This is a genomic window from Nostoc sp. FACHB-152, assembly GCF_014697475.1.
In the GTDB taxonomy this organism is placed as follows: domain Bacteria; phylum Cyanobacteriota; class Cyanobacteriia; order Cyanobacteriales; family Nostocaceae; genus Nostoc_B.
The window spans coordinates 1-26665 of the sequence record NZ_JACJRV010000031.1 but is presented as its reverse complement, the minus strand read 5'-3'; the positions used below and the strand labels follow the sequence as shown (position 1 = coordinate 26665).

Below are 26665 nucleotides of genomic sequence, written 5' to 3'. Positions count from 1 at the left end.
GAAGAGGCAAGGGGGCAGGGCGCAGGGTGCAAGGGGGAAAAGTGAGAATCACAAATGGCAAATTACCATTGACTATTGACCCTTGACCCTTGACGATTGACTATTGACCCTTGACTCATGACAAATAACAAATGACAAATGACTATTTAGCTGAAACTACATCTGTGCCTAACCAAGAACTAAAATATGGCGAACGCAACATTGAAGAAGGGAAATTAATAACTTTTCCTAATCCGCGTGTCGGCAGACGATATCATATCAATATTACTTTGCCTGAATTTACGTGTAAATGCCCATTTTCTGGCTATCCTGACTTTGCCACAATTCACGTGACTTATGTGCCAGATGAGCGAGTTGTGGAACTAAAAGCGATTAAGCTTTACATTAACAGTTATCGCGATCGCTATATTTCCCACGAAGAATCGGCAAATCAAATTCTAGATGATATCGTTGCTGCTTGTGACCCCTTAGAAATCACAGTCAAAGCAGATTTTGCTCCTCGTGGAAATGTGCATACAGTTATTGAAGTGCATCACCAGAAATCATCAGCAAATTAAACACCAGATACATACAAAGAAGCCTGAGAGGAAGATTGCTTTCAGGCTTCTGTTTTGGCACTTTTGCGACTAGAAAAATTTTGCGATCGCTTATTTATCTTTGAATTTTACCCTTTCCCCCTTAACCGAAAGGTATTGTGAGCCTACCAACTTTGCTTAACTAGTTACTGATAGCTATATAATTTTTATAGTAAATACATAAATTCGAGTGATTTAAAGTAGTATTTTAATATTAAAACTAAATTATAAAATATACAAATTAATACACAATAAAAAAAGAAAAAAAAGTATTTTTAATTACAACTTTATAAACCAAAATATAATAAGTAATTGTTACGAAATTTCAATATTTATGCGTTTTTTTAAGCTTATTTAAAGCAAAAATAAAGAGAAATTAAGTTTCATTAGTTATATTTATTAATTCAAAAAGAAAAACTATTTGCATTTACTTATTCAGGACGATAACTTAAATCACACGTAGTGATAGCGATCGCTGGCTAAAAATACTACGAGTACAAGCTGAGTAAACGCAAATACTCAGAAAACCAGGGGTGTTATTGATGTCCAGTGAATTTAAGATAAATGCAAACCAGGAAAAAGTCTCACAACAAAGTTTTCATGGCTTGAAATCACACTGTCTTTCTTTTGGCGAAGTTTTAGCACAATCTTTTGCCGTTATCGCACCGACAACCATTCCGGCATCCAACGTCGGTTTAATTGTTGCCCTTGCAGGTAACGGTACTTGGTTAAGTATGGTTATCGGTTTGGTGGGACTGGTATTTGTTAGCATCAATATCAATCAATTTGCTAGCCGTTCTGCTTCACCTGGTTCTCTTTACTCTTACATTGTCAAAGGACTTGGCCCGACAGCAGGCGTTATCTGCGGTTGGAGTTTGGTTTTGGCTTACCTGTTTACAGCAATGTCGGTGTTGTGTGGTTTTGCCAACTTCAGCAGCACATTAATTGGTTATTTAGGAATTCACCCCTCTAGTATCAGCCTACTAGCTCTAGGTGCGGGGATTGCTTGGTATGCAGGTTACAAAGATATTCAACTTTCCGCAGTCGCTATGCTGTGGATGGAAGGCATATCCATCGCACTGATTGGAGTTTTATGTGTAATTATTTGGGCGCATCACGGTTTTGCATTAGATATGCCCCAGATTACTTTAAGTGGTGTTCAACCAGGTAGCCTAGCAACAGGACTTGTATTGGTAATGTTTGCCTTCTCAGGCTTTGAAAGTGCAACAAGTTTAGGTGATGAAGCAAAAAGCCCCTTAAAAACTATTCCTCGGTCAGTTATTGGAAGTGTGATTCTTGCAGGATTATTCTATATCTGCACTACATATATAGAAGTGCTAGCTTTTCGCAACTCAGGAGTAGATATTACCAAGACAGAAGAACCTCTGGCTTATCTCTCACAACAAATAGGTTTAGGTTGGCTGGGTGAGTTAGTTGGCTTAGGTGCGCTGGCTAGCTTCTTTGCTTGTGTCTTGGGTAGTATTAATCCCGCCGCGAGAATTTTCTTTTTGATGGCGCGTCATGGTTTATTTCATGCCAAGTTAGGAGATACACACACATCGAATAAAACGCCTCATATTGCTGTCACGATGTGTTCTCTGTTGACATTTTTGATCCCGGCGCTGATGGCCTTATTTCAAATCAAACTCTTTGAGAGTATGGGTTATCTAGGTGCGATCGCTAGTTTCGGATTTGTCACCGTTTACATCTTAATCTCTATAGCTGCACCAATTTACCTTTACAAAATCAACAGCCTACAGCGCAGAGATATCGTATTCTCCCTGATAGCAATCGGATTTATGTTTATTCCATTGTTAGGCAGCGTGGGAATCCCTGGTAGTACAATGTTCCCAGTTCCCGAAGCACCTTATAATCTGTTTCCTTACCTGTTTTTAGTCTATATTGCCATTGCTGGTGGATGGTTCGTTGTTCAAAGATTGCGATCGCCAAAAATGGTCAAAAAAATGGTCAAATCTATCGAAGCTATTCATATTAGATTTGATAGCGATACCAACGGCAAACCGAAGCGGTAACACCGTAAATAAAAAGTCAATTATTATTTGTCATGCGTAGTTTATTGGAAGCTAACTACAAACAATAACTTATAGCTATTGATAAATTGAACATCCAAAACCCTCAAGTGCGCGATGGAAGAATTAATTACCGCAATTCCTACAGGAATAACAGCGTTTACAGCAACTAATCTAGATGATTTAGTAATTTTGTCATTGTGGTTTTCTCAAACCAACAGCAATTTCCGTTCGCGGCATATTGTTATAGGGCAGTTTCTCGGATTCAGCCTCTTAGTAATTGCCAGCCTTACTGGTTTTTTTGGTGGTTTAATCTTACCAAAACAGTGGATAGGGCTTCTGGGATTAGTCCCTATAGCAATTGGTATTAGTACCTGGATAAATCAAGATAATGATGATTCAGACACAGAAAAAGAAGAATTGCAACAGACTAAAACATCCCCTTTTTCAAGTTTAGTTTCTCCCCAGACCTATAGTGTGGCAGCAATTACAGTCGCCAACGGTAGCGATAATATAAGTATTTATATGCCGTTGTTTGCTAATAGTAATATCATCAAACTGCTGATAATTCTCATCATCTTTTTTTTACTTGTAGGAGTTTGGTGCTATGCAAGCTACAAACTAATTAACCAAAGAAATATTGCCGATATCCTTACCCGCTATGGGAGTAATCTTGTTCCCTTCGTTTTGGTTGGCTTAGGAGTTTACATCATCTTAGAAAGTGGTGCATTAAATCCTCTGGCTTTAGTAGCAAGTTGTATCTGCATCATGGGTATAGTCAAAAAATATAAACCTAAGGTAGAAGTCGAAGAAAACTAATTTAGCCTAAAACTAAGTAACTGGTAATATCTAAACTGACCAATTCTAGTATAAATGTTGTCTATCTTTGCAGTCAAAATTTTCTTCTCTTTGTCAGAATTGGTTGATAAATTTGTATTTTGATTGATAGTAGTATCCATCATCTAGTGATAACGTCTAAATAAAGACGAATTTAAGTTATCAGGAGAAAATCATGAAATTGTTTAAAACATTGTTATTGGCTTTCACACTTTTAGTTAACTTTTTGATCGCCAAACCCGCTTGGGCTGACCCGCCAATACTGACACAAACTCCTGATTATGCAGAAGTTCAACAAGCAATTAATGAACTTACCCAAGCCAAATTATCTCCAGAAGAATCAGGATATACCCCAGAACAAATTGAACAGAAAACAGGCGAACTTAAACTGCAAAAATATATTCTGGAAACAGCTTTAGAATGGGGGCAATGTCGTAATTTAACTGGACAGAATTTAGCAGTTTATGCCCATAAAGCCAAGAAAAATCAAGAGCCAAGTCTTTACTATTTAGGCAACAATAAAATCACCAACGACGAATGGAACTGTGATGGTGTTTATTTACCAGCCGGAGTCAAAATTGCAGGCTTAATTCCTGGCGATACCCAAGGACAAGAATTAACAGAACCCCTCGCGTTGAAATTTGTACCAGGAACTCAGCTAATTGCTCAAACAAACCCACAAACAGGTGCTATTGAGTTAAATGTTCCTCCTGCAAAAGTGTTCAAACCAACTGAAACTACTTGGCAAATTCCTAATCTATCTACAGTAGATATCAACGCACAAGTTCCTAATGCTCCCATAGAAGACTAAAGCAAACAGATTTAGCTTCTGAGAATGAATGATATGTTTTCAAGAGGAAAACCATGAAATTATTTAACTACCTTTTGCTGATTTTAATTATTGTGCTGAACTTTATGTTCGCTCAACCTTCATTAGCAGACCCACCAAAAATTACCAAAAGCCCTGATTATGTAGAGGTAAAAAAATCACTCGATCTCCTGAAAGAGCAATTAGCAGCAGTAGAGTCTGGAAAAGAAACATCAGAACCGTTGACAGATGAAGACCTTCAGAAAAAAATCGAGGAATTATCGTTTCAGCAATATGCTTTAGAAAAAGGTATTAATTGGAGTCAATGTCGTAATGAAACAGACAAAACAATAGCTGTTTACGGACCTAAACCCAAAAAACCGAAAACATCCTACGATAATACACTCTATTTTTTAGGTGCTGGTCAAACAACACCAGAGCAATGGGATTGTCAAGGTATTTATCTACCAAACGACACCAAACTTAATAGCCAAAATACTGATACCAATCAACAAATCGAAGGTGCTGTAGCTATCAAAATCTTCAAAGGAACACAATTGATAGCTAAGAACGATCCCGAAACAGGAGCATTGGAATTAAATATTTCTCCCAGTAAATTCTACAAGTCTGGTGATATTAACTGGTATATTCCCAATGTGTCCTCAAGAAATATTGCTTTTAGAGTTCCTGATGTTCCTGTAGGTGGCGAAGAAGAAGCTGATTAAAACATATTTGTAGAGACGTTACATCTAACGTCTCTACAAATATAATCTTGGTAAGCTGTTCAGCATACAAACAGCACTACTAAAATTATGAATTAATGACTTAAATCCTCTCCCCTGCACCTCTGCTCCTCATCTCCCCTGCGGTCTAAACTGCAAATTAAGTGATTAACAGCTTAAGAGGCTTAACCTGTGAATATTCTGGAATTTTCTTTATTAGTTTGGGTGGGTTCATTTACCGCCGGGTTAATAGGTGCATTAACTGGGTTAGGCGGTGGAGTTGTAATTGTTCCTTTATTAACTTCAGTATTTGGTGTCGATATCCGCTATGCTGTTGGCGCATCTTTAGTATCTGTAATTGCCACTTCTTTAGGGGCAGCATCTACATATATTAAACAAGGTTATACAAATTTACGGCTGGGAATGTTTTTAGAAGTAGCAACAACTACAGGTGCTATTATAGGAGCTATTATTGCTACTAATTTTTCTGTCAAAGCACTAACTATTGTGCTAGCAATTATCCTACTTTATTCTGCATATCTCTCTCAACAACCAAAACGTCAAGAACCAGAAAATGAATCAGAAGATGCCTTGGCCAATTATTTAGAACTCAATGGTGCTTACCCAACGGCGGATGGATTTATAGCTTATCAAGTTCATGCTGTTCCGGCTGGTTTTGCTGTCATGTTTGTATCTGGAATCATTTCAGGATTACTTGGTATTGGTTCAGGTGCATTTAAAGTTTTAGCAATGGATAACGTCATGCGTATTCCATTTAAAGTCTCGACAACCACCAGTAATTTTATGATTGGTGTGACAGCAGCCGCTTCAGCAGGGGTTTATTTAGCTAGAGGTTATATCGACCCTGGGCTGTCAATGCCTGTAATGTTGGGAGTTCTACCAGGAGCTTTTTTAGGAGCCAGAATTCTGATAGGTGCTAAAACGCAAGTTTTAAGAATAATCTTCAGTTTTGTATTAATAGCAATGGCTCTGAAGATGGTTTACAACAGTGTGATTGGGGTGTAATTGATGGTGTCTTTTGATTTATTTCGGCGATCGCTTACTTTCATACCTAAAAGCGAAGTTGTTGTAGAATCTTTACAGCCCGAAGAACCTGATAGCGATATTGCAGCGTTAACACAGCATTCTAAAAATACTAATAGTGCAGATTCACACAAAAATATTGTTAAAAGCGAGAGTGAAAAAAACTTTGAGAATTTACTAAGTAATTTATTAAAATATGGGGTTTTGACTGCTAGTGCTGTAGTTTTATTTGGTGGTATTATTTACTTAGTTCACCACGGTAGTGAACCTGCTAGATATCAATTCTTCCGAGGAGAACCGTCGCAATTTCGCTCTTTGGATGGCATAGTACAAGCACTTTTAGCAGGAAGTGACCGAGCCATTATTCAATTAGGACTATTACTTCTAGTTGCTACTCCTATCCTACGGATAATAATTTCCTTATTTGCTTTCATTAAAATGCGTAACTGGAGCTTTGTGATGATTACCTTGGTAGTGCTGACCAGTTTGATTTATAGCCTTGCAAGATAATACCCGACTTTTTTGAAAAGTTGGGTTTATTTTTTTCACGAATAATTTATGGCTGTTATCGCATTTCTTGCATGACAAATTAATCAAGACTGTTAGCTTGATGTTTTTTAAGGGAAAAATAAAGCTAACCAAGGACTGTATTGCAACTCTCATGGGTTATGCAATACAGTCCTTCACAGTTTTAGTCATATATTTGTACTTGACTCTATGGAAAAAGGCGTAGGTACGCAGCAACAAGTCCCTAGAAGCTGCTTATTCAAAAAAAGTAGATTTCTAACTTTAGCAGTGGTTTTGCTACTAGGTGCAGGTTGTACCAAAAACATATTTAGCAAGCCTCAGCCTATTTTAGATAGTGCAGTCAACAACAAAAATCATTTATCTACCTTAAAAGTTGGGGTGCTACCTACGCAAAGCCGTACAGAACAAGAACGAATGATAAAACCCCTAGATGAATACTTAGAAAAATCTCTAGGAAGGCAAGTTGACTTTCAAATTGGTAATAACTACAAAGAGGTCGTTGATTGGTTAGTGCAAGGTAAACTCGATATGGCTTACTTAGGGCCAGTTACCTATCTAGAAGCTGTAGAGAAAGGCGCGAAAGTTGAACCTTTGGTTGCACCTATCGATAAACAGACAGGGCAACCTTGGTATCGCTCATGCATTATAGTCAAAGCAGACAGCCCAATAAAAACTATCAAAGACCTTAAAGGCAAGCGCGTTGCTTTTGTAGATAAATCATCTACTTCTGGGTATTTGATGGCAGCAGCAAGTTTAAAAAAATTAGAAATTAACCCTAATCAAGATTTGGCTAAGGTTATCTTTGCAAGTAGCCATAGCAAAAGTATGGAAGCATTAGAAAATGGTATTGTTGATGCCTCAGTCACTAATATTTCCTCTTATTTAAAACGGCAAAAACAGGGAAAACTGACTCCTCAAAACTCCAGAGTTATTTGGGAATCAGCACCTATACCTCATTCCCCTATTGTAATTTCTCAAAAACTATCGCCTGAATTAATTTTTCAATTGAAAAAAGCTTTTATTAGTAGCCCAGATGGGATTGAAGATATTGTTGGAACCGAGTCAGCCGGATACACCTTAGTTATTCCTTCCGACTACGCACCAATTCAACAACTCCGCCAAGAACTAAATTTAATTTCCACTTCGGCAAAATGAAAATATCTACAAAGTTTTTTACAGCTTCAGTTATCACTCTTGGATGTATAATTGCGATCCTTGTTGGTAACACTCTACTTATTCAGGGAATTAAACAAAATATCCGCGATAAAAGCCAGCGCAGTACAGAAACAGTTAAAGTTGCGCTAGAAGCAGAGAATGCGTTGAAGTCACAAATTATAGAACTTAAAGATGTCCTTTTATTAAAAACTGACACTACTCCCATAGAAAAGTCTTCAACACAGTTTCTCCAATCTTTAGATAGGTTAGAAAATTTACTACAAAATACTCCAGAAATTGCTGTAATTCGTCGTCGCCATCAATTTCTGAGGCAAATGACAAATCAGCTAACTCAATCAAATTCCAGTACAATCTATTTGGCAGATTCTCAACAGTATTTTCGGGCAATTAATTCTTTTAACCGAGATATTGAGTTGTTCTTATCTCAAATAGTTGAACGTGCTTATCAGCAAAACATCCTTGTAGAAGAGGAACTAAAAAATTTACACCAAGTACAGAGAATTATTTCCTTTGGAGTTGTAGGTGTAATTATCATTCTCTTTCTATGCAAATTTTTACTAATTTGGCAACCGACAATTCAATCTTTATATAAGTTACAAGTTGGTACAGCCGAAATTGCCAATGAAAATTTTAACTATCGTTTGAATATTACCACAGGCGATGAAATGGAAGACCTGGCTAAAGCATTTAACTATATGGCACTTAAGCTAAATGAATCTCGTGAAACACTGTTAAAAAATACAGAGTTGACAGCTATGAATCAACGTTTAGAAATTGAAGTTGCTGAACGTAAACAGGCAGAATTAGAACTTCAGCAGACTTTCATAGAACTTAAAAATACGCAAGCGCAATTGATTCAAACTGAAAAAATGTCTAGTTTGGGCCAATTAGTAGCTGGTGTAGCACATGAAATTAATAACCCAGTTAACTTTATTTACGGCAACATTACCCATGCTTATGAATATTCTCAAGAACTGCTGGAGTTAATAAGTTTATATCAAGAGCATTTTCCTGAACCTGGAGATAATATTCAAGAAAAAATTTCAGATATGGAGTTAGAGTTTGTGTTGGATGATTTACCAAAAACTCTGATTTCGATGAAAATGGGAGCGCAAAGAATTCGAGAAATTGTTTTGTCTTTACGCAATTTTTCCCGATTGGATGAAGCAGATATGAAAGAAGTCGATATTCACGAAGGGATTGAAAGTACTCTGCTGATTTTGCAGAATCGGCTAAAAGCAAAGCCAGAACATCCAGCAATTCAGGTTATTAAAAAGTATGGTAATTTACCTGTAGTTGAGTGTTATGCTGGGCAGTTAAATCAGGTATTCATGAATATTATTAATAATGCCATTGATGCTTTAGATAGTTATTATCGTGACCGCAGACCACAAGAAATTGCGAATAATCCTGCTCAGATTATTATTACTACCACAGTTAGCAACAATAATCTTGTATTACTAGAAATTGCAGATAACGGGCCAGGAATGACCGAAGAGACTAAACAAAAATTATTTGACCCTTTCTTTACAACTAAACCTGTTGGTCAAGGTACAGGCTTAGGTTTATCTATTAGCTATCAAATTATTCAGAAGCACTCTGGCGTTTTGCGTTGTAGCTCAGAATTAGGTCAAGGTACTAAGTTTTCGATTGAGATTCCGTTGTCTCAGCAGCAACAAAAAACAGCACAAATGCAAGCAGCGATCGCTTAAACTATCTAACATAGAATCAGCACTACAACGGTAAGCCATGCAAAATGTTACTCAATCTAGCACTACAAGGCTAAGTTTAGAGCTATTCCATGTCCAGACCAGCACAGCTTTTGAGTTACCACCAAATTTGGTAGCTATTCGCATTGGTAAGCCAAATGACCAAAATTTGCCTGAGATTGACGTTTCCAACCTACCAGATGCCGAGATAGTTTCTCGTTCTCACGCCCAAATTCAGGTGGATGGTAGCAATTACTTCCTTGAAGACTTAGGCAGTTCCAATGGTACATTTCTCAACGATACAAAGTTAGAACCAGGAATTACCTATCAGTTAAATGTAGGCGATCGCATCGACCTTGGGCAAGGTAATAAAGTAACTTTTATCTTTCAAAATCAATTACCAAATCTGCTTGCAGGTTCAAATGTTACTGCTATTCAACAGCAAATTCCTGAGCAAAATAAACCAACTGTGGTAGATAAAACAACTAAGCTGGTGGGTTTAGCCTTGATGGTTGCCAGCACAGTAATTTTAACTGCCAACATTAGAATTGGTCTATTTTTTAGAATCCCTGGTGTTGCCTTATGTGTGATCGGAGTTTTTGTGCTGTGCCAGCAACGTATTAATCGCAACTTAGGCTGGATTTTAATTGCTTTAGGAATTCTAGTGATGATATTTACAGGTAATATTTTCGCCTCAGTTAACCTGTTATTATTACTAGGTACATTTGTTTTATTTGTGGCAGGTTATCTGCTTTTTACGACTGGTAAAATATTTGGTTATGATTTGCGATCGCTTCAGCAATTAATTAATAGATAATTTTCTATACAAGAGCAAGAACACATAAACTTTTCCTTGATTGTGAGTTCGACGGATGATAAAGAACCCCTCTCCAAACCTCTCCCCGAAGCGGGGAGAGGTTTAAAAACCTTAATTTTTCGTTCCTAAACCAAGATATTAAAGCTCCTCTCTGCGTCGGAGCGAAAAGTTGAGCCAGTGCGTTGGACGGGTTTCCCGGCTTAAAGCAACTGGCGTTGCGCGTCCGGGTTTCCCGGCGCAAAACTTTTCAAGTCAGAGGGATTGGGAAAAGGTTCATCGAATTCACGTTAATAAAAGTTGAAATAGCGTTGAGCTTTACTCACAAGTTCCTCATATTTGTGTTTTAAAAACTAATAAAAAGCGCATAAATACATTTAGAAACACAATAGGCTTATGAGTTACCTGATGTTCTTAAATTTTGACTGTGCAACTTCTACTGTCATAAGAAAAAGAAATCTTTTTTGGTAATGGCAATAACCGAGATATCAATCCTTACAACTTACTGAATGTATTTGTTCAAGAAATAAAATACTATGGCAACCTTTTTCGGCAACGATTCTAATAACACCCTACCTCCAAGTGGAGCAGATAATAGTGGCGACGATACGATTAATGCTGGGCGCGGCAGAGATGATGTTAGAGGTGGCACAGGTAATGACCTGTTAATAGTTAACTATTCCAGCAATACTTATGCTGGGGGCAACTACACTCCGGGAGTCAGGAGTACGGTTTATAACAATGGTTCGGGTAACTTTTGGGCATACAAAGATGATGCGCGCAATTATGACCAAGTTGACTTTCAACAAATTGAGCGCCTGAGTGTAACCGGAACTAACTATGATGACACGCTCAATGGTGGGACTGGCAGCGATATCCTGAATGGTGGTGGGGGTAATGACATTCTCAATGGTGGTGCTGGCAATGATACGCTCAACGGCAGTGCGGGTAATGATACTCTTACGGGTGGTGCTGGTGCTGATAGTTTCCGCTTCAATGCACCTAATCAAGGTATAGATACCATTCAAGACTTTTTATCTGTTAATAGTGATATTATCCAGATTTCATCTGCTGGCTTTGGTGGTGGTTTAGCTGTAGGTACTTTATCGTCTGCTCTGTTTAGATCTGGTGCTGGTATATCTGCACCAACCAACAGTACTCAACGGTTCATTTATGACAATAGTAATGGTTATTTGTTCTTTGATGCTGATGGCAATGGAAATTCTTTTGCAACCACTCAAATAGCAACTATTACTGGGACAACTCCACTGAGTAATACTAATATCGTTGTTATCTAAAGTCTTTGGTCTCCACATTTTTTGTGGAGACAAATCAATAAAAATAGCGATCGCACTAACAACGTCGCAACTGCGTTAACAAAACAACAACATCATCAATAGCTTGCCTGATAGCACTAGCTGGCTGTTCTGATTGATTCACAATAATACTAAAAGCTAACGGCTCATACTGTGACGGATTTATATAACCAGATAGAGCAATAGCACCCATTAAAGTACCTGTTTTTGCTTGCACAATTCCTTCAGCAGGTGTGTTGCGAAACCGCTCTGTTAAAGTGCCACTCACACCCGCAACAGGTAAAGAAGCCCGAAAAACTTTTGCTTCAGGTGATGCTGCCATTGCTTGTAAAACTTGCACCAAAGCTTCAGGGCTAACTAAATTTTTGCGGGATAATCCTGAACCATCTACTAACTTATAACTAGCAGAATCAACGCCTAATTGTGTTAACGTATCTTGTAAAACTTTTAAACCCACATCAACAGTAGTTTGATTTTTTGCTAATGGTTGGTTATTAGCTAAACTCCGTAATAAAGCTTCAGCAAACAAATTATTACTATTTAAATTTGTATCTATTAACAACTGAGATAAAGGTGGAGATTCAATAGCCGCTATTTCTCGCTCATTCTTATTAGTACTAATGCTAGTTTGTTTGACAGTAATACTTTCTGTTGCCAAACTCTGACGGAAGTGACGCAAGAAATTTTGTATTGGGTCAAAAACAGCGATCGCAGTAATATCTGGTTGCGAATTTACAGCCAATTGCCCTTGAATGTAAAGCACAGGCCCTTTTAAATCACGGCTAACTCTAACTGCGCCCGGTTCGTCTTTTTGAGTTGTGACAGAATTATTAACCACTCGCCACTGATATGCTTCTGTGGGGTCAGCCCATTTAAGTTGCAATGGTTGTCCTATACTTTGAGGGATAGCAGTTAATACAGCAGCATTTTCATTCAAAATCAGGCTATTAATCGGCGCGCCATAACTAGCTTGTACATCTTCCCATTGCCAACTCGGAGGAATCATATCTCCTTGAAAATAACTATCATCAGCAATTAACTCATTAATTTGAGTAATACCTTGCTGACGTAGCTGTTTTGCTAATACTGTCAATTGAGCATTTTTTAAGCTGGGATCTCCCCTACCGACTACACGCAAAATGCCATCACCGTCTTGATAAATAGAGGTACGAATGCGAAAATTGGCCCCCAATTGTTTCAACGCCGCAGCCGTAGTCAATAACTTAGCATTAGAAGCTGGTGTAAAGTATTTTTGGGCATCATGACTGTAAAGAGTTTGGGTAGAAGCCAAGTTTTTTATTAAAATTCCCCAGCGTGCGCGACTAAATAAAGGACGATTAATAACTGTATTTATAGATGCTTCTAGTTGAGCAGAGCAAAAAGATGTTGTTGTAGCTGGGGTTGGAGTTTGTGCTTTAACTGCCTGTTGGGTAATACCGATGTGAGTCCCAATAAACAGTAGTATCAAGCTCAGAGAGATTTTTTTAGAAAACATACTCAAACTTCGACTAAGATCATCAACCATGCGCGTTGCACACCCCTACTCCCTACTAATTACTTTTAATAATTTATGGCTAAACTTTTTGAATCTATAACTGAGGAACTACAAGAGTTTATTACGGCTCAACACCTTTTTTTTGTAGGTACTGCGCCTTTAAGCTCTACAGGTCACGTTAATTTATCTCCGAAAGGTCTAGATTGCTTTCGTATCCTATCACCCCACCGAGTCGGTTACTTAGATTTGACAGGTAGCGGCAACGAAACATCTGCCCATTTGCAAGAAAATGGGCGAATCACCTTTTTGTTTTGTGCTTTTACTGATACCCCTCTTATTCTCCGGTTGTATGGTAAAGGATGCGTAATCTTACCGAATTCTCCTGATTGGGATTCTACTTATTCTTTGTTTACGCAGCTACCAGGAACTCGCCAAATTATTGTGGCTGATATTGAGCGTGTGCAAACTTCCTGCGGCTTTGGTGTTCCAATGTACGAATACCAAGGTCAGCGTCAGATATTAGTCGATTGGGCTAGTAAAAAAGGGGAAGAAGGAGTCAGAGAGTATCAACAAAAGAAAAACCTTATGAGCATTGATGGTTTACCAACTCCGGTAAGTCAATTATTTGAGGCGGAAGAGTTAGTATCTAGCGAAACAAGGGAAACTTAAAAGTATCGAAATTTATTTTTTCGATTAAGGAACTATTCGATTAGTTCAGTGTCTTGACGTAAGGAATTGTCCCGAACTATGATTCGGGTTTATTCCGGATCAACCGGGACATTCTGGAAAATTAGTGAAATTCAATTCAACTGTCGCTCTGTTAATCACACACATGAGATTACGCTTTTTTTTACTTAGCGTTGCTAGTATTGTTCTGCTTTCTTCTCCAGTGAGAGCCGCCCGTTTACAGTCTTGGAATTTTGATACGACACAAAATCAACTCAACATTACAACGGCATCGGGAGTTAAACCAAGAGCATTTTTAATTCAAAACCCAACACGACTGGTTATAGACCTTCCCGGAACTGAATTTGATAACAATACAGTTCGTAAAAGCTTTGGTGCCACAGTTAGAGAAATTCGTGTTGGCAAGGTTGATGAAAAAACAACAAGATTAGTAATTGAATTAGCACCAGGATATACTGTAGACCCAGCAAAATTACTGGTTCAAGGTGATTCTTCGACTCATTGGATAGTGAAATTCCCACAGGTGCAACGTATTGATAATAATGTTGTTCCTGTTGCCTCTGGTGAAGAACAAATTCCTGTTCCCGTTAGTGATGTTTCTTTGTTTGCGGGAGTTGTGCCTTTAGGTAAAGAAATGCCACAATTGCGATCGCAAGTGCAAGCATTGGTGGCTCGTTATCGTTCTCTCGACCCAGGATTATTCTTTTTAGATTTAGATACTGGTAACTATCTAGACTTTAACGGGGAGAAGGTATTCCCGGCTGCTAGCACAATTAAGTTTCCAATTTTGATTGCGCTATTTCAAGAAATCGATGCAGGTAGAGTCAAACTGAATGAAACTTTGGTCATGCGCCGTGATTTAATGACCGGAGGTTCAGGCGAAATGCAATATAAGCGTGCTGGTAGTCGGTTTAGTCTATTGGCAACCGCGACTCAGATGATTACCATCAGCGACAATACTGCTACCAACATGATTATTGATCGGTTGGGTGGTAAAGCTAAATTAAATCAGCGTTTTCGCAGTTGGGGTTTGCAAAACACTTACATTCAAAATTTGCTAGGCGACTTCAAAGGTACTAATAAAACCAGTCCTAAAGACTTAGTACGGCTGTCAGCATTAGTTGCTAGCAATAAATTATTGAGTGACTCTAGCCATGCCAGAGTTATGGGTATTATGCAGCGTGTTCATAACACTAAGTTATTACCTGCTGGTCTTGGTAAAGGTGCCGTCATTGCTCACAAAACCGGAACTTTAGGAATTGTTTTGGGTGATGCCGGAATTATTGAAATGCCATCTGGTAAACGTTATTTGGCAGGGATTTTTGTCAGAAGACCTTTTAATGATTTAAAAGCTAGAGATTTTATTAATCAAGTTTCTCGACTTGTTTATGGTTATTTAGAACAGCCAAGAGTAGCTAGCAATCCTTAATTATTGTTTTAGTGTAAATAAAAGTTTCGTGAGAGCAGGGAACAATATTAGGCAATAGGCAATAGGCAATAGGCTGGAAAGTCTTTTTGTGTCTGAGTTTTACGGTAAGCTTATGTCCTAAAACAAGTTTCAACTGCTATAAGTAAGTCTGTGAGAAAAAACCTAACTATGTTACAAAAGATTAACTAAGCTAAAAGCCTCTTTCCTCCTGCCTTCTGCCCCATCCGCTCTACTTAATTCAACCCCTGATATTAATATCTAGGGGTTTTTGCATTCAAATTCAATTGCTTTTTTGAGTATGGATTTTACGATTCGGCCACTCGCCCAACAAGATAAACCTTTTCTCTGGCAAATGCTGTACGAAGCAGCGCATATGCAAGCAGAAGGTAAAACTATCCAAGATGCAATGAATCATCCTGATTTGGCAAAGTATGTCAAGGGTTGGGGAAGTAAAGATGACCTGGGGTTTGTTGCGATCCTCAACAGCAATCATCAACCTGTAGCAGCCGCATGGCTAAGGTTATTAACTGCGGAAAATCCGGGCTATGGCTATGTTGATGATTCCACACCAGAACTAGCGATCGCTACCCTCCCTGAATATAGAAATCAAGGTATCGGCACTAAATTACTCGCTCATTTACTAACAGCCGCCAAAACATCTTACCCAGCAATATCACTAAGTATTAGAAGCACCAATCCCGCTTTGCATTTATATGAGAGATTTGGCTGGCAAATTGTACCCGGTAGCGAAACTGTTAACCGCATCGGTGGTATTTCATTCAAGATGAAATTGGTTTTTAACTAGCAATTCATTCTTGATTTTCCCTCTTAGCTGCTGCTAACCACTCTTGCATGGCTGACAGTGCCAAAATTGCCTGCATATATTCTCTAGAAATAGTATCTACCTGCACATCGTAGGTAATAAATCGCATGACAACCGGAGCAAAAAAAGCATCTGCTATTGTAAATTGACCAAATAAAAAATCACCATCTTGAGAATATTTAGTCCGACATTCTTGCCAAATACTAGTGATGCGGTCAATATCTTGTTGTACTGCTGATGTTAAACCTTGACCCGGAAGTTTAGCACAGCAATTCATGGGCATATTTTGGCGGAGGTCTTGAAAACCAGAGTGCATCTCCGCGCTTACAGAACGAGCTACTGCCCTAACAGATTTATCTTCTGGCCACCAATGGTAATCAGGAAATACTTCCGCTAAATATTCACAAATAGCTAGAGAATCCCATACAATCAGATTATTGTGGATTAATACAGGCACTTTTCCAGAAGGAGAATATTGTCTGATTTTTTCAGCCGTATCTGGTTTATATAAGGAAATGTAAATCTCTTGGAATTCTAACCCAAACTGTTTCATAATTATCCAAGGGCGGAGTGACCAAGAGGAATAATTTTTATTACCAATTACTAAAGCCAGTTCGCACATAATTATAAGACCTTGATACCTGTTCAATCCATATACGTAATTCAGCTTCAGAGCCAGAAGCAAAAGATTTGTCAGTTTTAGGATCGTAAGCGCACCAATATTTATTACCTTGGCGGTCTACTTTTTTCCATACTTTTAATTCATTAGGGTCTGCTAATAAAGCTTGTCGTAACTTTTTCCAAATATCTAGCAGTATTTTTTTAATGTAGGTATTACCAACTATTAATTTACTGTTTAAATTTGAATTACAATTTGTGTCTATGTCTTTTGATTCTAGACATCCAAGGTCATTTCTCATATTATTATTCCAGAAAGTAGCTTAGTAATTAAAACTGTAGCAATGTCTCAGTTATCAATCAAATCATTACTTGCATAGTTTCTATAAATAGAATTTATAGATATAAAAATTTATTAATCAAATCTGTTTATCTAGTCTTGATTACATCATTGGCCATGAAACTCTCCCAACTTCGTGCAGTGGTTGCAGTAGCAGAACGGGGTAATTTTAGTGAGGCTGCATTAGAATTGCAGCTTTCTCAGCCAGCTATTAGTCATGCTATTGCAACTTTAGAAGAAGAACTAGGTGTGCCTTTATTTGCCAGAGGTCGTCATGGTGCTGTGCTGACACCTGCTGGCGAACGCATTCTCTACCATGCCCGTCAAGCTTTACAAAGTTTAGAAATGATGGAAAGAGAAGCAAACTTGCATAAAGGTTTGCATGGTGGTCATGTGCGAATTGCTTCATTTCGTAGCGTTGCGACTCACTTATTGCCAAAAGCGATCGCAAAATTTCATAATCAATTCCCAGAAGTCGCCATCACTATTATTGAATCGATGGCCTATACAGATGTCGAACAATGTTTGCGTGATGGACGCGCTGACATTGGGGTTACTTATCTTCCCACTAGTGATGAATTTGAAACTTGGGAAATATTGCGAGATGAGTATGTAGTTTTATTACCACCAGCAGCAAAAATCCAGGGTGCAAAAATTACTTGGGATGATATTGCTTTCTATTCTCCGGTTTTGTTAGCCTGCTTACCCTGTGGACGACCTCTACATCAGCACATCAAAACAGTTGCACCTTTTATGCAAACCTCTGCTGATATACAAGAAGATTCCACGATTGTCAGTCTAGTTAATCAAGGATTAAGAGCAGCTATTTTACCTCGTTTAGCAGCCGTGCCAATTCCTAAAGAAGTGCAAGTTTATAGTTTACCAGAACCCATCGAAAGAGTCATGGCGATCGCTATATTGTCTAATGCGCTTCATGTGCCTGCAGTGTTTACATTTCTAGAAATGCTAAAAAAATTTGATTTTTACACTTTGGTTAAAGCTACTTATTGATAATATTTAGTAAGCAGATATAGAGTAATTAAATATTTCTCTGTAGCTTAGTTACATTATGACTTACCAATTTGTTGACAACCTCACCGATCAGCAGATTTCTGAGTTAGTGAATTTGTACAAAAACGAATTCTGGAGCAAGCAGCGTACATATCAGGATGTCTTGAAAATGCTCAAAGCTTCAGATATCATCATTGGTTTGATAGATAGCAATGAACAATTGATTGGTTTTACTAGGGTCTTAACTGACTTTGTTTATCGAGCAACTATTTATGATGTCATCATTAAGCCAACCCATAGAAATCAGGGGCTTGGTGTAAAATTAATGGATGCGATCGTAAACCATCCTCAATTAAATCAAGTTGAGCATATTGCTCTTTACTGCTTGCCTGAAATGATTCCCTTTTATGAACGTTGGGGTTTTACTGCTGATATCGGCAATCTCAAATTGATGTATCGATATAACCATTAGCAAAAGGATAATATAAATGATTATTAACCCTGATAATGTTCCAAGTCGTACAACTTCTATTTACCCAGATAAATTTCAACACATCGTTGCAGGCAGAGTTAAAAAAGCCTTAGGAAATGCAGCAGGCTTAAAAAATTTTGGAGTTAATTTAGTTACCCTTGCCCCAGGAAGTGCTTCTTCTGTCAGGCACTGGCATACAAAACAAGATGAATTTATCTACATTATTGCTGGGGAACCCACACTAGTAACTAACGCAGGTGAAGAAATCCTCAAACCAGGAATGATGGCAGGGTTTCCGTCTGGGGAAGAGAATGGACATCACTTGATAAATCGCTCTGATGAAGTAGTTATTTATTTAGAAGTTGGTGATAGAACTCCTAATGATGAAGGTAACTATCCCGATGATGATTTGATAGCCAAAGCAGATGCTAATGGTAAATGGTTTTTTACAACCAAAGATGGAACCTTATATAAGTCTTAATTCATGAATAATCTGCGATCGCAACATGAACCAGAGGTGTTTTCGGCTGTACTTAAATATGCCAGCATGAAAGGAGAATTTCTCTGGGCAATATCTAATCCAGTTATAAATAAATCTTATTATATGGATATAACCTGGGAAAATCTGCGGATTCCAGCAAAAATTATCTCTGGTATGAAGATTGTAGGTTTTCCTTATCTGCAAAAAGAAACCTACGATAATTGGATATCAATTAACAATCAATCTTCCTTATTAAATTCTTTGATTAAAAATCCTCAAGTAACTCTACTTTCTCAGGAAGATTGGGTAAACTTTGCACAACAGTATGATTATAGATGGTATATCTTTTATACATTAACTCGTCCCGGCTTTTCTCAAGATTTTTCCCAGGCATTAATTCAGATAACTGCTCATTGTCCAGCTGGGCCACCTCAGTACGGAAGTTTACTATATCTAGAAAGAATTAAAGATATATGGACAGTCAAATCATCTTATGGATTATACAGTCAATAAAAAATTATGTTTGAACAAAATAATCTTATAGAAATATACAACTTCTTACAAATATCTGATAAAATTGCCACTTCAGGACAACCAACCGCCGAACAATTTGCAACCATTAAAGAAGCAGGATATCAACTAATAATCAATCTGGCGTTGCCAACATCAAACAACGCTTTACCTAATGAAAATGAAATTGTCGAGTCTCAAGGAATGCAGTATGTCCACATTCCGGTAATTTGGGAAAATCCAACCCTTGAAGATTTAAATCAGTTTTTTAATGTAATGCAAGCAAACGCAGAGAAACAAATATTTGTTCACTGCGCTGCTAATATGAGAGTTTCTGCATTTATCTATCTTTATCGTCGTTTGCGTCAAGGCTTAAATGATGAAATAGCCAAACAAGATTTACAGCAAATTTGGATTCCTAATGAAGTGTGGAATAATTTTATTCAAGAAGCAGTCCACAATTATTCATGAGAAGTTAGATACCCGACTTCTTAAAGAAGTTGGGTATCTGGACACATATAATAGTTCGCAAAATTTATAACCTCAATCACTACCTTTATATTTCTGATTCACATTTGGAATCAAAACCCCATGCTTAGGGCTAAAGAGTAAAGCCAATATAAATAATGCAGATACTACTAAAACAACGGCGGGGCCGGAAGGTAAATTATAAAAGTAACTGAGATACATACCACTAATACTGGAAAATACTCCAATTACTGCACCGACAATCATCACTTCGTGTAGGCGTTTGACTAATAAATAAGCTGTCGCACCTGGTGTAATTAACAGCGATAGCACTAAAATTACGCCGACTGCTTTCATACTGGCGACAATGGTTAAAGCAATCAGCAACATCAATCCAAAGTTTAGCCGATTGACTGGCAAACCTGCGGCTTGCGCGCCTAAGGGATCAAAGGTATAAAATAAAAGCTCTTTATAGATTAAAACCACAACTACTAAAACAATAGCGGCGATGATTGCTGTATCTCGCACTTCATTAGCGGTAACGCCCAGAATATTGCCAAAAAGAAAGTGATTGAGGTCGATTTTGTTGTCTTTTTGCACAACTGTAATTAAGGTAATTCCAAGGGCAAAAAATGCGGAAAAAACTATGCCCATAGCTGCATCTTCTTTAATGGGCGATCGCGTTCTAATCCAGGCGATCGCCATTGTACTCAAAACTCCGGCGATAAATGCGCCAACAAATATGTTTGCACCGATCATAAAGGCGATCGCTAATCCTGGTAAAACAGAATGACTAATAGCATCACCAAGCAGTGCTAGTCGTTGCACCATTAAATAGCTGCCTACAACTGCACACAACAAACCAACTAAAATAGCAATCACAAGCGATCGCTGCATGAAGCCATATTGTAATGGCTCGATTAGTGCTTCTAGCATAAGAATTTTACGAACCGCAGAGGACACAGAGAAGAGTTTAAGCTGCGTCGGAGAAGTACATCACTTTTCCGCCGTAAGCTAGATGTAGGTTTTGTTCTGTGAGTACTTGTTGTCTTGAACCTGTGGCGACTAATTCGCGGTTGAGTAAAATCAAATCATCGAAATGGGTGATGGATTCGCCTAAGTCGTGGTTGACGACTAGCACGATTTTGTTTTCGGCGGCGAGTTCGTGGAAAACTTCAAAAACTACTGATTGGGTTTTTTGATCGATACCCACCAATGGTTCATCAAAACAGAAGATGTCTGCTTGTTGTGTCAATGCACGGGCTAAAAAGACTCGTTGTTGCTGTCCGCCTGATAATTGTCCGATGGGGCGATCGCGAAATTCACTCATCCCTACTCTTTCTAGGGCGGCGTTGGCGATTTGGCGGCTAACTCCAGAAAAGCTACGCAACCAGCCTGTTTTCTTTACCCGTCCCATCATCACTACATCCCAGACTGTAGCGGGATAAGTCCAATCAATTTGGCTGCGTTGTGGTACATAGGCAACTTTTGACCTTTGCTGCATCAAAGGTTGGCTTTGGTACATCACCATCCCACTACTAACAGGAACCAAACCCAACATTGCTTTCATCAGGGTACTTTTGCCAGCACCATTCGGGCCAAAAATCCCTGTCAATCTTCCTGGTTTAATTACACAGTTAATATCTCGCAACGCTTCTTGCGTCCGGTAGTGTACGCCCAAGTGGGCAATAGAAATTGCGGCTGTGGAATCCATATCAATAGCTTTGATCATGGGTGTGGGGCGTTCCCCTACCTTTTTCTGAGATTGGCTCAATTTTGCGTAAAAAGAAACGTTTTGCATAACTGACTTTTCATATTTATTACTTGAGCTTACTATAAAAATGAGAAGAATATGAAAAAATCTATAATTAGAAGTAATATCACAGATAAATGATTCTAATACTTGAGAAAGAGCGTGCGTGCGTCTCCAATAATCCAACAGTCGCTAGGCAGAAAAAAGTTATTTGTAGCTTGGTTTCTCGGCTGTGCCTGGGAATGCTTTTGCCATTGGCTTTATTTAGTTGTAGTCAAAACAATGCCAACTCTAAACCTGCCCAAGGTAATGAAAAGCCTTTGGTTGTGGCGACTAGTACCATTATTGCCGACTTAACCCAAGAGGTAGGCGGCGACGAAATTCAAATAAAGGGAATACTTCAGCCTGGTGCTGATCCTCATGTTTACGAACCAGTCCCAGCAGATAGCAGGTTTTTAGAAGAAGCCGACTTGATTTTGTATAACGGCTACAACTTAGAACCAGGATTAATTAAAATGATGAATGCTGCGGGCAAGGGACGTAAATTAGCTGTGGGGGAGGCGGTTAAACCTTTGCAATTAGATAAAGGCAAAGGTGAAATAGTCCCAGATCCGCACGTTTGGGGAAGCGCCGAAAATGCGATCGCAATGGTAAACGCAATTCGGGATGGGTTAATCGAGTTATCGCCAGAAGATAAAGAAAAATTTACTCAAAACGCAACGCAACTAACTAACCAATTAAAACAGTTGCATACTTGGATTAATGAACAAATTCAAACGATTCCCGCAGATAAACGCCGATTAGTGACAACCCATGATGCTTTTCAATATTATGGACGTGCTTATCAAATCGCGATCGCTGGTACATTAATTGGCATTAGTACCGAAGAACAACCCAGCGCGCAAACTGTACAGCGATTGGTAGAATCAATTAAAAAAATCGCCGTTCCCGCAATTTTTGCCGAAACTACAATTAATCCCACGTTAATTAGAACCGTTGCCCAAGAAGCAGGTGTGCAATTAGCACCGCATCAACTCTATTCTGATTCTATTGGGGCTAAAGGAAGCGATGGTGAATCTTACATCAAAATGATGGAAGCTAATACCCGCACTATTGTAGAAGCTTTGGGTGGTAAATATACACCATTTAAATTAGATAAAGCAGGGAACAGGTAACAGGTGATAGGTGACAGAGTTAAAAGTATTTTTAGGATGCTTGAAGAAGCAAAATCATATTGATTATTTCGAGAGAAAGAGGTGATAGACAACTCTAAAAGCTAATATATAACTTTAGTTATGCTATCTCTAATTTCATCAGAAACTCTCTCTAGGGAAAGAACTCTTCATGGCTGTAATTTTATAAATTGAGTTAGTGAATACATAACCTTAATTTTTGAAATAGCCATGACTAAAGAACTAGAAAATCAAAATAATCAACCCGACAGTAATCAAACAGAAATTGAACAGCCTGTAAGTCAAGATTGGCATTCACGGGAAGAACCAACCGCTAAAGAAAGAAACCTGACAGCGAACCCAGGAGATAGAATTTCTGATAAACCCGAATCTGTAGAAGAAAAAGCAAAACAGGTTGCTGTCGATTCTCCAGATATCACAGGTGATCATATTACAGTTCCAACTTACTTTGTTGTCGATGAACCCAACGGAGAAAAGAAAGCACTTCACCATGTGAAAGATGCTGAAGAAATTTCGGATGTAATTCGTCAAGCTAGAGTTGACGAAAATGGTAATCGGATTTGGTGGTAAGATTTGACGTTGTTTAATCAATAGAGACGTGAGCGATCGCGTCTCTATATTATTATTAATACCCTCGAAAGTATGAGGGTGATAAATCATGCAAAATATAACTTATAACAAAGACTTAACTACTTCGACAACTTCAGAACTAAAAAATATAGTTTTAGAAATAGTTAAAGGTAAAAATAACCAATCTTTAAGAGAAAAAGTAAAATTTTATCAAAATCAACTAGAACCCTATTTTATTGAATTAAGCCACCGCAATCCTACCCCTAATGTTGCGGAACAAGCAGCAATTGTCATTGGCGTATGGAAATCAGTATGGTCTACTATCCCGTTTCAAGATATCGTACCAGGGAGAATAGACGAGCAATCTTACCAAATCTTCCATGATGATGGTTACTATGCCAATATTGCCCGTTATGCACCTGGACATCAGTCTAATGTTTTGCGGATTTTTACTTCAAAAATACCAGCCTACGACTTAATGGTGTTGCAGAAGTATGCTATTAAAAATGAGCAATGGCAAATTCAAAACGTCGGTATATTTCAAGCATTTAAAAATCGAGAAAAACCTTTGACAATTGAAGATGCAAATAATTGGTTTACAAATATAGTTAAATCTAAATTTCAACAACCTGCTGCAAAAATCGACTTACGGCAGGAAGTTGATTTAGACACAATTGACAGAAATACTGCCAAAAAATTTGAAAAAGCTTATTTAGCTATTCCTACCCTAGAGCATTTATATATAGATAATGATTTTAGGTTAGTCAAGAGTCAAAGAGAAACTAAACAACGACCAAGTTATACAATAGCTGTGCGTCTACGTTGAACTTAGAAGGCAAAAATTATGGACTCAACACAACAACAAGTTATTAGTCATCATAGCTATAACTACTTATTATTTTTGCCCAAGAACGACGCAGCAAAAGGGCAGCTTTTACCAACGATAGTCTTTTTACATGGTTCTGGTGAACGAGGCTCAAATTTAGATGATGTCAAAAGACACGGTATTGCTAAAGTTGTTGAAGAACAACCAGACTTTCCCTTTATAACTATCTCTCCACAATGTCCTAGAGGTCAGTTTTGGTTAGTAAACAAGTTAAGTATTCTATTAGATGAAGCATTGGCAGCTTATCCTATTGATAGCGATCGCATTTACCTCACAGGCTTAAGCATGGGTGGTTACGGAACATGGCGTTGGAGTGCAGCCGAACCCCAAAAATTTGCTGCGATCGCACCTGTTTGTGGTGGAGGCGAACCACACAATGCGCGTAACTTAAAAAATCTCCCCGTCTGGGCATTTCATGGCGAACAAGATGATATTGTCCCCTTAAGTGAATCGGAAGAGATGGTTGCTGCACTCAAAGCCTGTGGCGGTAACATCAAATTTACAGTTTATCCCGAAGCTGATCACGATTCATGGACACAGACATACAACAATCCTCAATTGTATGAGTGGTTTTTGCAGCATCAGCGACAGTATAGTAGGGGATAGGTGACAGGTGACAGAGTTAAGAGGCTTTTGGTATCTAAGTTTTATCCCTATTGCCTGTTGCCTATTGCCTGTTGCCTGCTGTAAATCAAGACTCTCATGCAGCGTTCTCTTCTGTGTTTAATAGCTGCAACCATTGAACAATACTTTGACGTTGCGCTTCACATACCTTAATGCTTGCACAGCGTAACGCCTGCCGTGGGAAGATAGCTCGTAAATCAGCCAGCATATCCAGCGATTTACAAGCCTCTAAACATTCGACGATGTAATCAATTGATTCGAGGGTGAGCCATTCGGGAGTTGCGTCCAACTCGCAGATGTGATACTTCATAAGGAGTGCAATCACCGTTTGGTTTAATCAAAGGCTTATATCTAGATTAAGCGATCGCTTAATTTTTGGTTTGCCAGTGTCCATCAAAAGATATCGATTTGCGCGGATGGGTAGGTGTCAAAAATTAGGCTTGAATGAAAATCGCTGTGTTACTTTCTGTACAAGCTTTTGCAAGAATAATAAATTAAAAATACCCGCGCGTATTGTGCAGACTGGGTTTCAGCCATTTTACGTAAATCAATTTAAATTTATTAACAGTATAATTCGACTATCCGCGAAACTGAACCTTGAAAACCTCATAAAAACTAACTTTCAGCCTTCTGCCGTTGAAATTTCAAATAATCCCTATCAGGGATTGAAACGATTTCTGATGAGATATTTGAATTAATCAAAACCAAAGTTGAAATTTCAAATAATCCCTATCAGGGATTGAAACATTAAAAACTTGATTATCTCCATCAGCTACAACTGTTGAAATTTCAAATAATCCCTATCAGGGATTGAAACGGGTGTAGGCATAAGTTTTTAATAATACAAAGAAAGTTGAAATTTCAAATAATCCCTATCAGGGATTGAAACTTGACTCCCATTACACTCAAGATAGCCGAAGCCTCTGTTGAAATTTCAAATAATCCCTATCAGGGATTGAAACTTGCAGAATAAATTTATCAAAAGCCAAAAATGCTAAAGTTGAAATTTCAAATAATCCCTATCAGGGATTGAAACGCGTGGCTAACTAAGGTAATTCCCAGAACTTCATATCGTTGAAATTTCAAATAATCCCTATCAGGGATTGAAACACTTGGTATTGAGTCAACTGTCACGGAATCATTGTTGAAATTTCAAATAATCCCTATCAGGGATTGAAACCCGTTACTGTTGTTGGGGTGCAGGTAGATTGTGTTGTTGAAATTTCAAATAATCCCTATCAGGGATTGAAACTGGGAACGTTCCCGGCAAGACACCAACCTGTTGTTGAAATTTCAAATAATCCCTATCAGGGATTGAAACTTTTTCTTAGTTGCCACTCCCAACAATTAAAAGTTAAGTCAAGGTTGAAATTTCAAATAATCCCTATCAGGGATTGAAACATAAGCGTATACTGGTGGCACTAAACACCAATTTGTTGAAATTTCAAATAATCCCTATCAGGGATTGAAACTGCTGCTAATGGCAGAATCGTATTTATAAATCTTCGGTTGAAATTTCAAATAATCCCTATCAGGGATTGAAACCCTATTTTTATCGCCATTACTGCGGGGTGGATGATGAGTTGAAATTTCAAATAATCCCTATCAGGGATTGAAACAACTGCCACCTTACCAAGTCGTAATTTATAGAACCCATTTGACATCTTATGAGGTTTTGAATTAAGGTACTCCTCAGCATCTAAAATCCAATGCTAATGGCGTATTCCAGCGACTTCACTGATGCAG

29 protein-coding genes and 1 CRISPR repeat array are annotated in these 26665 nt (G+C 38.2%); of the genes, 23 read left to right on the top strand and 6 right to left on the bottom strand.

What is annotated here, in order from left to right:
• Positions 1-131 precede the first annotated feature (131 nt).
• From queF to H6G76_RS37765, 11 genes are all read left to right on the top strand, one after another.
• Positions 132-557 (top strand): preQ(1) synthase, encoded by a 426-nt coding sequence (gene queF, locus H6G76_RS19940; RefSeq protein WP_190704423.1) that lies wholly within the window; start codon positions 132-134, stop codon positions 555-557.
• 560 nt (positions 558-1117) lie between these two features.
• On the top strand, positions 1118-2608 hold the full coding sequence (locus H6G76_RS19935) for an APC family permease (RefSeq protein ID WP_190704421.1): 1491 nt from the start codon (positions 1118-1120) through the stop codon (positions 2606-2608).
• Between the two features lie 114 nt (positions 2609-2722).
• Complete coding sequence (locus tag H6G76_RS19930; protein WP_190704417.1) at positions 2723-3424, top strand: cadmium resistance transporter; 702 nt, start codon at positions 2723-2725, stop codon at positions 3422-3424.
• Between the two features lie 193 nt (positions 3425-3617).
• Positions 3618-4253: a hypothetical protein gene (locus tag H6G76_RS19925; RefSeq protein ID WP_190704414.1), complete on the top strand. Its 636-nt coding sequence runs from the start codon at positions 3618-3620 to the stop codon at positions 4251-4253.
• Positions 4254-4306: 53 nt separating this feature from the next.
• The gene (locus H6G76_RS19920; protein ID WP_190704411.1) at positions 4307-4975 is read left to right on the top strand and encodes a hypothetical protein; all 669 of its coding nucleotides are present in this window, start codon (positions 4307-4309) and stop codon (positions 4973-4975) included.
• Positions 4976-5164: 189 nt separating this feature from the next.
• Positions 5165-5998 carry a TSUP family transporter gene (locus H6G76_RS19915; protein WP_190704408.1) on the top strand — a complete coding sequence of 278 codons (834 nt, stop codon included), beginning with the start codon at positions 5165-5167 and terminating at the stop codon, positions 5996-5998.
• Between the two features lie 3 nt (positions 5999-6001).
• On the top strand, positions 6002-6526 hold the full coding sequence (locus H6G76_RS19910; protein WP_190704405.1) for a DUF1634 domain-containing protein: 525 nt from the start codon (positions 6002-6004) through the stop codon (positions 6524-6526).
• A gap of 207 nt (positions 6527-6733) precedes the next feature.
• The gene (phnD, locus tag H6G76_RS19905; RefSeq protein ID WP_190704402.1) at positions 6734-7699 is read left to right on the top strand and encodes a phosphate/phosphite/phosphonate ABC transporter substrate-binding protein; all 966 of its coding nucleotides are present in this window, start codon (positions 6734-6736) and stop codon (positions 7697-7699) included.
• The gene (locus tag H6G76_RS19900) at positions 7696-9432 is read left to right on the top strand and encodes an ATP-binding protein (protein ID WP_190704399.1); all 1737 of its coding nucleotides are present in this window, start codon (positions 7696-7698) and stop codon (positions 9430-9432) included. Before phnD ends, H6G76_RS19900 begins: the two co-directional genes overlap by 4 nt.
• 37 nt (positions 9433-9469) lie before the next feature.
• Positions 9470-10246: an FHA domain-containing protein gene (locus H6G76_RS19895; RefSeq protein ID WP_190704396.1), complete on the top strand. Its 777-nt coding sequence runs from the start codon at positions 9470-9472 to the stop codon at positions 10244-10246.
• A gap of 533 nt (positions 10247-10779) precedes the next feature.
• Complete coding sequence (locus H6G76_RS37765; RefSeq protein WP_199337451.1) at positions 10780-11541, top strand: calcium-binding protein; 762 nt, start codon at positions 10780-10782, stop codon at positions 11539-11541.
• Positions 11542-11596: 55 nt separating this feature from the next.
• On the opposite strand, the gene dacB is transcribed toward H6G76_RS37765, so the two are convergent.
• A complete protein-coding gene (gene dacB / locus H6G76_RS19885) occupies positions 11597-13054 on the bottom strand; it encodes a D-alanyl-D-alanine carboxypeptidase/D-alanyl-D-alanine-endopeptidase (RefSeq protein WP_190704393.1) in 1458 nt (485 codons plus the stop codon).
• Between the two features lie 75 nt (positions 13055-13129).
• Here dacB and H6G76_RS19880 point away from each other — a divergent pair, with 75 nt between their 5' ends.
• From H6G76_RS19880 to H6G76_RS19870, 3 genes are all read left to right on the top strand, one after another.
• Positions 13130-13723 carry a pyridoxamine 5'-phosphate oxidase family protein gene (locus tag H6G76_RS19880; RefSeq protein ID WP_190704390.1) on the top strand — a complete coding sequence of 198 codons (594 nt, stop codon included), beginning with the start codon at positions 13130-13132 and terminating at the stop codon, positions 13721-13723.
• Between the two features lie 163 nt (positions 13724-13886).
• Entirely contained in the window at positions 13887-15170 is a 1284-nt protein-coding gene (locus tag H6G76_RS19875) for a serine hydrolase (RefSeq protein ID WP_190704388.1), read from the top strand.
• Positions 15171-15468: 298 nt separating this feature from the next.
• Positions 15469-15975: a GNAT family N-acetyltransferase gene (locus H6G76_RS19870; protein WP_190704385.1), complete on the top strand. Its 507-nt coding sequence runs from the start codon at positions 15469-15471 to the stop codon at positions 15973-15975.
• Between the two features lie 4 nt (positions 15976-15979).
• On the opposite strand, the gene H6G76_RS19865 is transcribed toward H6G76_RS19870, so the two are convergent.
• Positions 15980-16615 carry a glutathione S-transferase family protein gene (locus tag H6G76_RS19865; RefSeq protein ID WP_190704382.1) on the bottom strand — a complete coding sequence of 212 codons (636 nt, stop codon included), beginning with the start codon at positions 16613-16615 and terminating at the stop codon, positions 15980-15982.
• Positions 16587-16913, bottom strand: a complete 327-nt coding sequence (locus tag H6G76_RS19860; protein WP_199337450.1) for a hypothetical protein — start codon at positions 16911-16913, stop codon at positions 16587-16589. Before H6G76_RS19860 ends, H6G76_RS19865 begins: the two co-directional genes overlap by 29 nt.
• A 155-nt stretch (positions 16914-17068) precedes the next feature.
• On the opposite strand from H6G76_RS19860, the gene H6G76_RS19855 reads away from it, so the two are divergent.
• From H6G76_RS19855 to H6G76_RS19835, 5 genes are read left to right on the top strand one after another with little or no spacing between them, the layout of a single operon-like run.
• Positions 17069-17962: a LysR family transcriptional regulator gene (locus H6G76_RS19855; protein ID WP_190704379.1), complete on the top strand. Its 894-nt coding sequence runs from the start codon at positions 17069-17071 to the stop codon at positions 17960-17962.
• A gap of 58 nt (positions 17963-18020) precedes the next feature.
• Positions 18021-18434, top strand: a complete 414-nt coding sequence (locus tag H6G76_RS19850; protein ID WP_190704376.1) for a GNAT family N-acetyltransferase — start codon at positions 18021-18023, stop codon at positions 18432-18434.
• A gap of 16 nt (positions 18435-18450) precedes the next feature.
• Entirely contained in the window at positions 18451-18915 is a 465-nt protein-coding gene (locus H6G76_RS19845; protein WP_190704373.1) for a cupin domain-containing protein, read from the top strand.
• A gap of 3 nt (positions 18916-18918) precedes the next feature.
• The gene (locus H6G76_RS19840; RefSeq protein ID WP_190704370.1) at positions 18919-19428 is read left to right on the top strand and encodes a hypothetical protein; all 510 of its coding nucleotides are present in this window, start codon (positions 18919-18921) and stop codon (positions 19426-19428) included.
• Positions 19429-19434: 6 nt separating this feature from the next.
• The gene (locus tag H6G76_RS19835; protein ID WP_190704367.1) at positions 19435-19896 is read left to right on the top strand and encodes a protein tyrosine phosphatase family protein; all 462 of its coding nucleotides are present in this window, start codon (positions 19435-19437) and stop codon (positions 19894-19896) included.
• A gap of 72 nt (positions 19897-19968) precedes the next feature.
• On the opposite strand, the gene H6G76_RS19830 is transcribed toward H6G76_RS19835, so the two are convergent.
• The gene (locus H6G76_RS19830) at positions 19969-20829 is read right to left on the bottom strand and encodes a metal ABC transporter permease (protein WP_190704364.1); all 861 of its coding nucleotides are present in this window, start codon (positions 20827-20829) and stop codon (positions 19969-19971) included.
• A gap of 37 nt (positions 20830-20866) precedes the next feature.
• Positions 20867-21694 carry a metal ABC transporter ATP-binding protein gene (locus tag H6G76_RS19825; protein WP_190704361.1) on the bottom strand — a complete coding sequence of 276 codons (828 nt, stop codon included), beginning with the start codon at positions 21692-21694 and terminating at the stop codon, positions 20867-20869.
• 194 nt (positions 21695-21888) lie between these two features.
• On the opposite strand from H6G76_RS19825, the gene H6G76_RS19820 reads away from it, so the two are divergent.
• The 4 genes from H6G76_RS19820 to H6G76_RS19805 all read left to right on the top strand — a co-directional run bounded on the left by H6G76_RS19820 (position 21889) and on the right by H6G76_RS19805 (position 24901).
• Positions 21889-22821: a metal ABC transporter substrate-binding protein gene (locus H6G76_RS19820; RefSeq protein WP_397333893.1), complete on the top strand. Its 933-nt coding sequence runs from the start codon at positions 21889-21891 to the stop codon at positions 22819-22821.
• A gap of 228 nt (positions 22822-23049) precedes the next feature.
• Positions 23050-23409, top strand: coding sequence for a hypothetical protein (locus H6G76_RS19815; RefSeq protein WP_190704355.1), 360 nt, complete (start codon positions 23050-23052; stop codon positions 23407-23409).
• Positions 23410-23497: 88 nt separating this feature from the next.
• Positions 23498-24235, top strand: a complete 738-nt coding sequence (locus H6G76_RS19810; RefSeq protein ID WP_190704352.1) for a hypothetical protein — start codon at positions 23498-23500, stop codon at positions 24233-24235.
• 18 nt (positions 24236-24253) lie between these two features.
• Positions 24254-24901 (top strand): prolyl oligopeptidase family serine peptidase, encoded by a 648-nt coding sequence (locus tag H6G76_RS19805; protein WP_190704349.1) that lies wholly within the window; start codon positions 24254-24256, stop codon positions 24899-24901.
• A gap of 94 nt (positions 24902-24995) precedes the next feature.
• Here the strand turns inward: H6G76_RS19805 and H6G76_RS19800 are convergent, their stop codons facing one another.
• Positions 24996-25229 carry a hypothetical protein gene (locus tag H6G76_RS19800; protein ID WP_190704346.1) on the bottom strand — a complete coding sequence of 78 codons (234 nt, stop codon included), beginning with the start codon at positions 25227-25229 and terminating at the stop codon, positions 24996-24998.
• 325 nt (positions 25230-25554) lie between these two features.
• A CRISPR array of direct repeats spans positions 25555-26538; the repeat unit is 37 nt; unit sequence GTTGAAATTTCAAATAATCCCTATCAGGGATTGAAAC.
• Positions 26539-26665 lie beyond the last annotated feature (127 nt).

Bases quoted from the DNA above. Each gene is read 5' to 3' on its own strand.
- H6G76_RS19850 (WP_190704376.1), top strand. From the start codon at position 18,021: ATGACTTACCAATTTGTTGACAACCTCACCGATCAGCAGATTTCTGAG.
- dacB (WP_190704393.1), bottom strand. From the start codon at position 13,054: ATGTTTTCTAAAAAAATCTCTCTGAGCTTGATACTACTGTTTATTGGG.
- H6G76_RS19870 (WP_190704385.1), top strand. From the start codon at position 15,469: ATGGATTTTACGATTCGGCCACTCGCCCAACAAGATAAACCTTTTCTC.
- H6G76_RS19875 (WP_190704388.1), top strand. From the start codon at position 13,887: ATGAGATTACGCTTTTTTTTACTTAGCGTTGCTAGTATTGTTCTGCTT.
- H6G76_RS19910 (WP_190704405.1), top strand. From the start codon at position 6,002: ATGGTGTCTTTTGATTTATTTCGGCGATCGCTTACTTTCATACCTAAA.
- H6G76_RS19820 (WP_397333893.1), top strand. From the start codon at position 21,889: ATGCTTTTGCCATTGGCTTTATTTAGTTGTAGTCAAAACAATGCCAAC.
- H6G76_RS37765 (WP_199337451.1), top strand. From the start codon at position 10,780: ATGGCAACCTTTTTCGGCAACGATTCTAATAACACCCTACCTCCAAGT.
- H6G76_RS19815 (WP_190704355.1), top strand. From the start codon at position 23,050: ATGACTAAAGAACTAGAAAATCAAAATAATCAACCCGACAGTAATCAA.
- H6G76_RS19865 (WP_190704382.1), bottom strand. From the start codon at position 16,615: ATGTGCGAACTGGCTTTAGTAATTGGTAATAAAAATTATTCCTCTTGG.
- H6G76_RS19895 (WP_190704396.1), top strand. From the start codon at position 9,470: ATGCAAAATGTTACTCAATCTAGCACTACAAGGCTAAGTTTAGAGCTA.
- H6G76_RS19800 (WP_190704346.1), bottom strand. From the start codon at position 25,229: ATGAAGTATCACATCTGCGAGTTGGACGCAACTCCCGAATGGCTCACC.
- H6G76_RS19805 (WP_190704349.1), top strand. From the start codon at position 24,254: ATGGACTCAACACAACAACAAGTTATTAGTCATCATAGCTATAACTAC.
- H6G76_RS19920 (WP_190704411.1), top strand. From the start codon at position 4,307: ATGAAATTATTTAACTACCTTTTGCTGATTTTAATTATTGTGCTGAAC.
- H6G76_RS19925 (WP_190704414.1), top strand. From the start codon at position 3,618: ATGAAATTGTTTAAAACATTGTTATTGGCTTTCACACTTTTAGTTAAC.
- H6G76_RS19825 (WP_190704361.1), bottom strand. From the start codon at position 21,694: ATGCAAAACGTTTCTTTTTACGCAAAATTGAGCCAATCTCAGAAAAAG.
- H6G76_RS19930 (WP_190704417.1), top strand. From the start codon at position 2,723: ATGGAAGAATTAATTACCGCAATTCCTACAGGAATAACAGCGTTTACA.
- H6G76_RS19840 (WP_190704370.1), top strand. From the start codon at position 18,919: ATGAATAATCTGCGATCGCAACATGAACCAGAGGTGTTTTCGGCTGTA.
- H6G76_RS19835 (WP_190704367.1), top strand. From the start codon at position 19,435: ATGTTTGAACAAAATAATCTTATAGAAATATACAACTTCTTACAAATA.
- H6G76_RS19860 (WP_199337450.1), bottom strand. From the start codon at position 16,913: ATGAGAAATGACCTTGGATGTCTAGAATCAAAAGACATAGACACAAAT.
- phnD (WP_190704402.1), top strand. From the start codon at position 6,734: ATGGAAAAAGGCGTAGGTACGCAGCAACAAGTCCCTAGAAGCTGCTTA.
- H6G76_RS19935 (WP_190704421.1), top strand. From the start codon at position 1,118: ATGTCCAGTGAATTTAAGATAAATGCAAACCAGGAAAAAGTCTCACAA.
- H6G76_RS19845 (WP_190704373.1), top strand. From the start codon at position 18,451: ATGATTATTAACCCTGATAATGTTCCAAGTCGTACAACTTCTATTTAC.
- H6G76_RS19855 (WP_190704379.1), top strand. From the start codon at position 17,069: ATGAAACTCTCCCAACTTCGTGCAGTGGTTGCAGTAGCAGAACGGGGT.
- queF (WP_190704423.1), top strand. From the start codon at position 132: ATGACAAATGACTATTTAGCTGAAACTACATCTGTGCCTAACCAAGAA.
- H6G76_RS19900 (WP_190704399.1), top strand. From the start codon at position 7,696: ATGAAAATATCTACAAAGTTTTTTACAGCTTCAGTTATCACTCTTGGA.
- H6G76_RS19810 (WP_190704352.1), top strand. From the start codon at position 23,498: ATGCAAAATATAACTTATAACAAAGACTTAACTACTTCGACAACTTCA.
- H6G76_RS19880 (WP_190704390.1), top strand. From the start codon at position 13,130: ATGGCTAAACTTTTTGAATCTATAACTGAGGAACTACAAGAGTTTATT.
- H6G76_RS19830 (WP_190704364.1), bottom strand. From the start codon at position 20,829: ATGCTAGAAGCACTAATCGAGCCATTACAATATGGCTTCATGCAGCGA.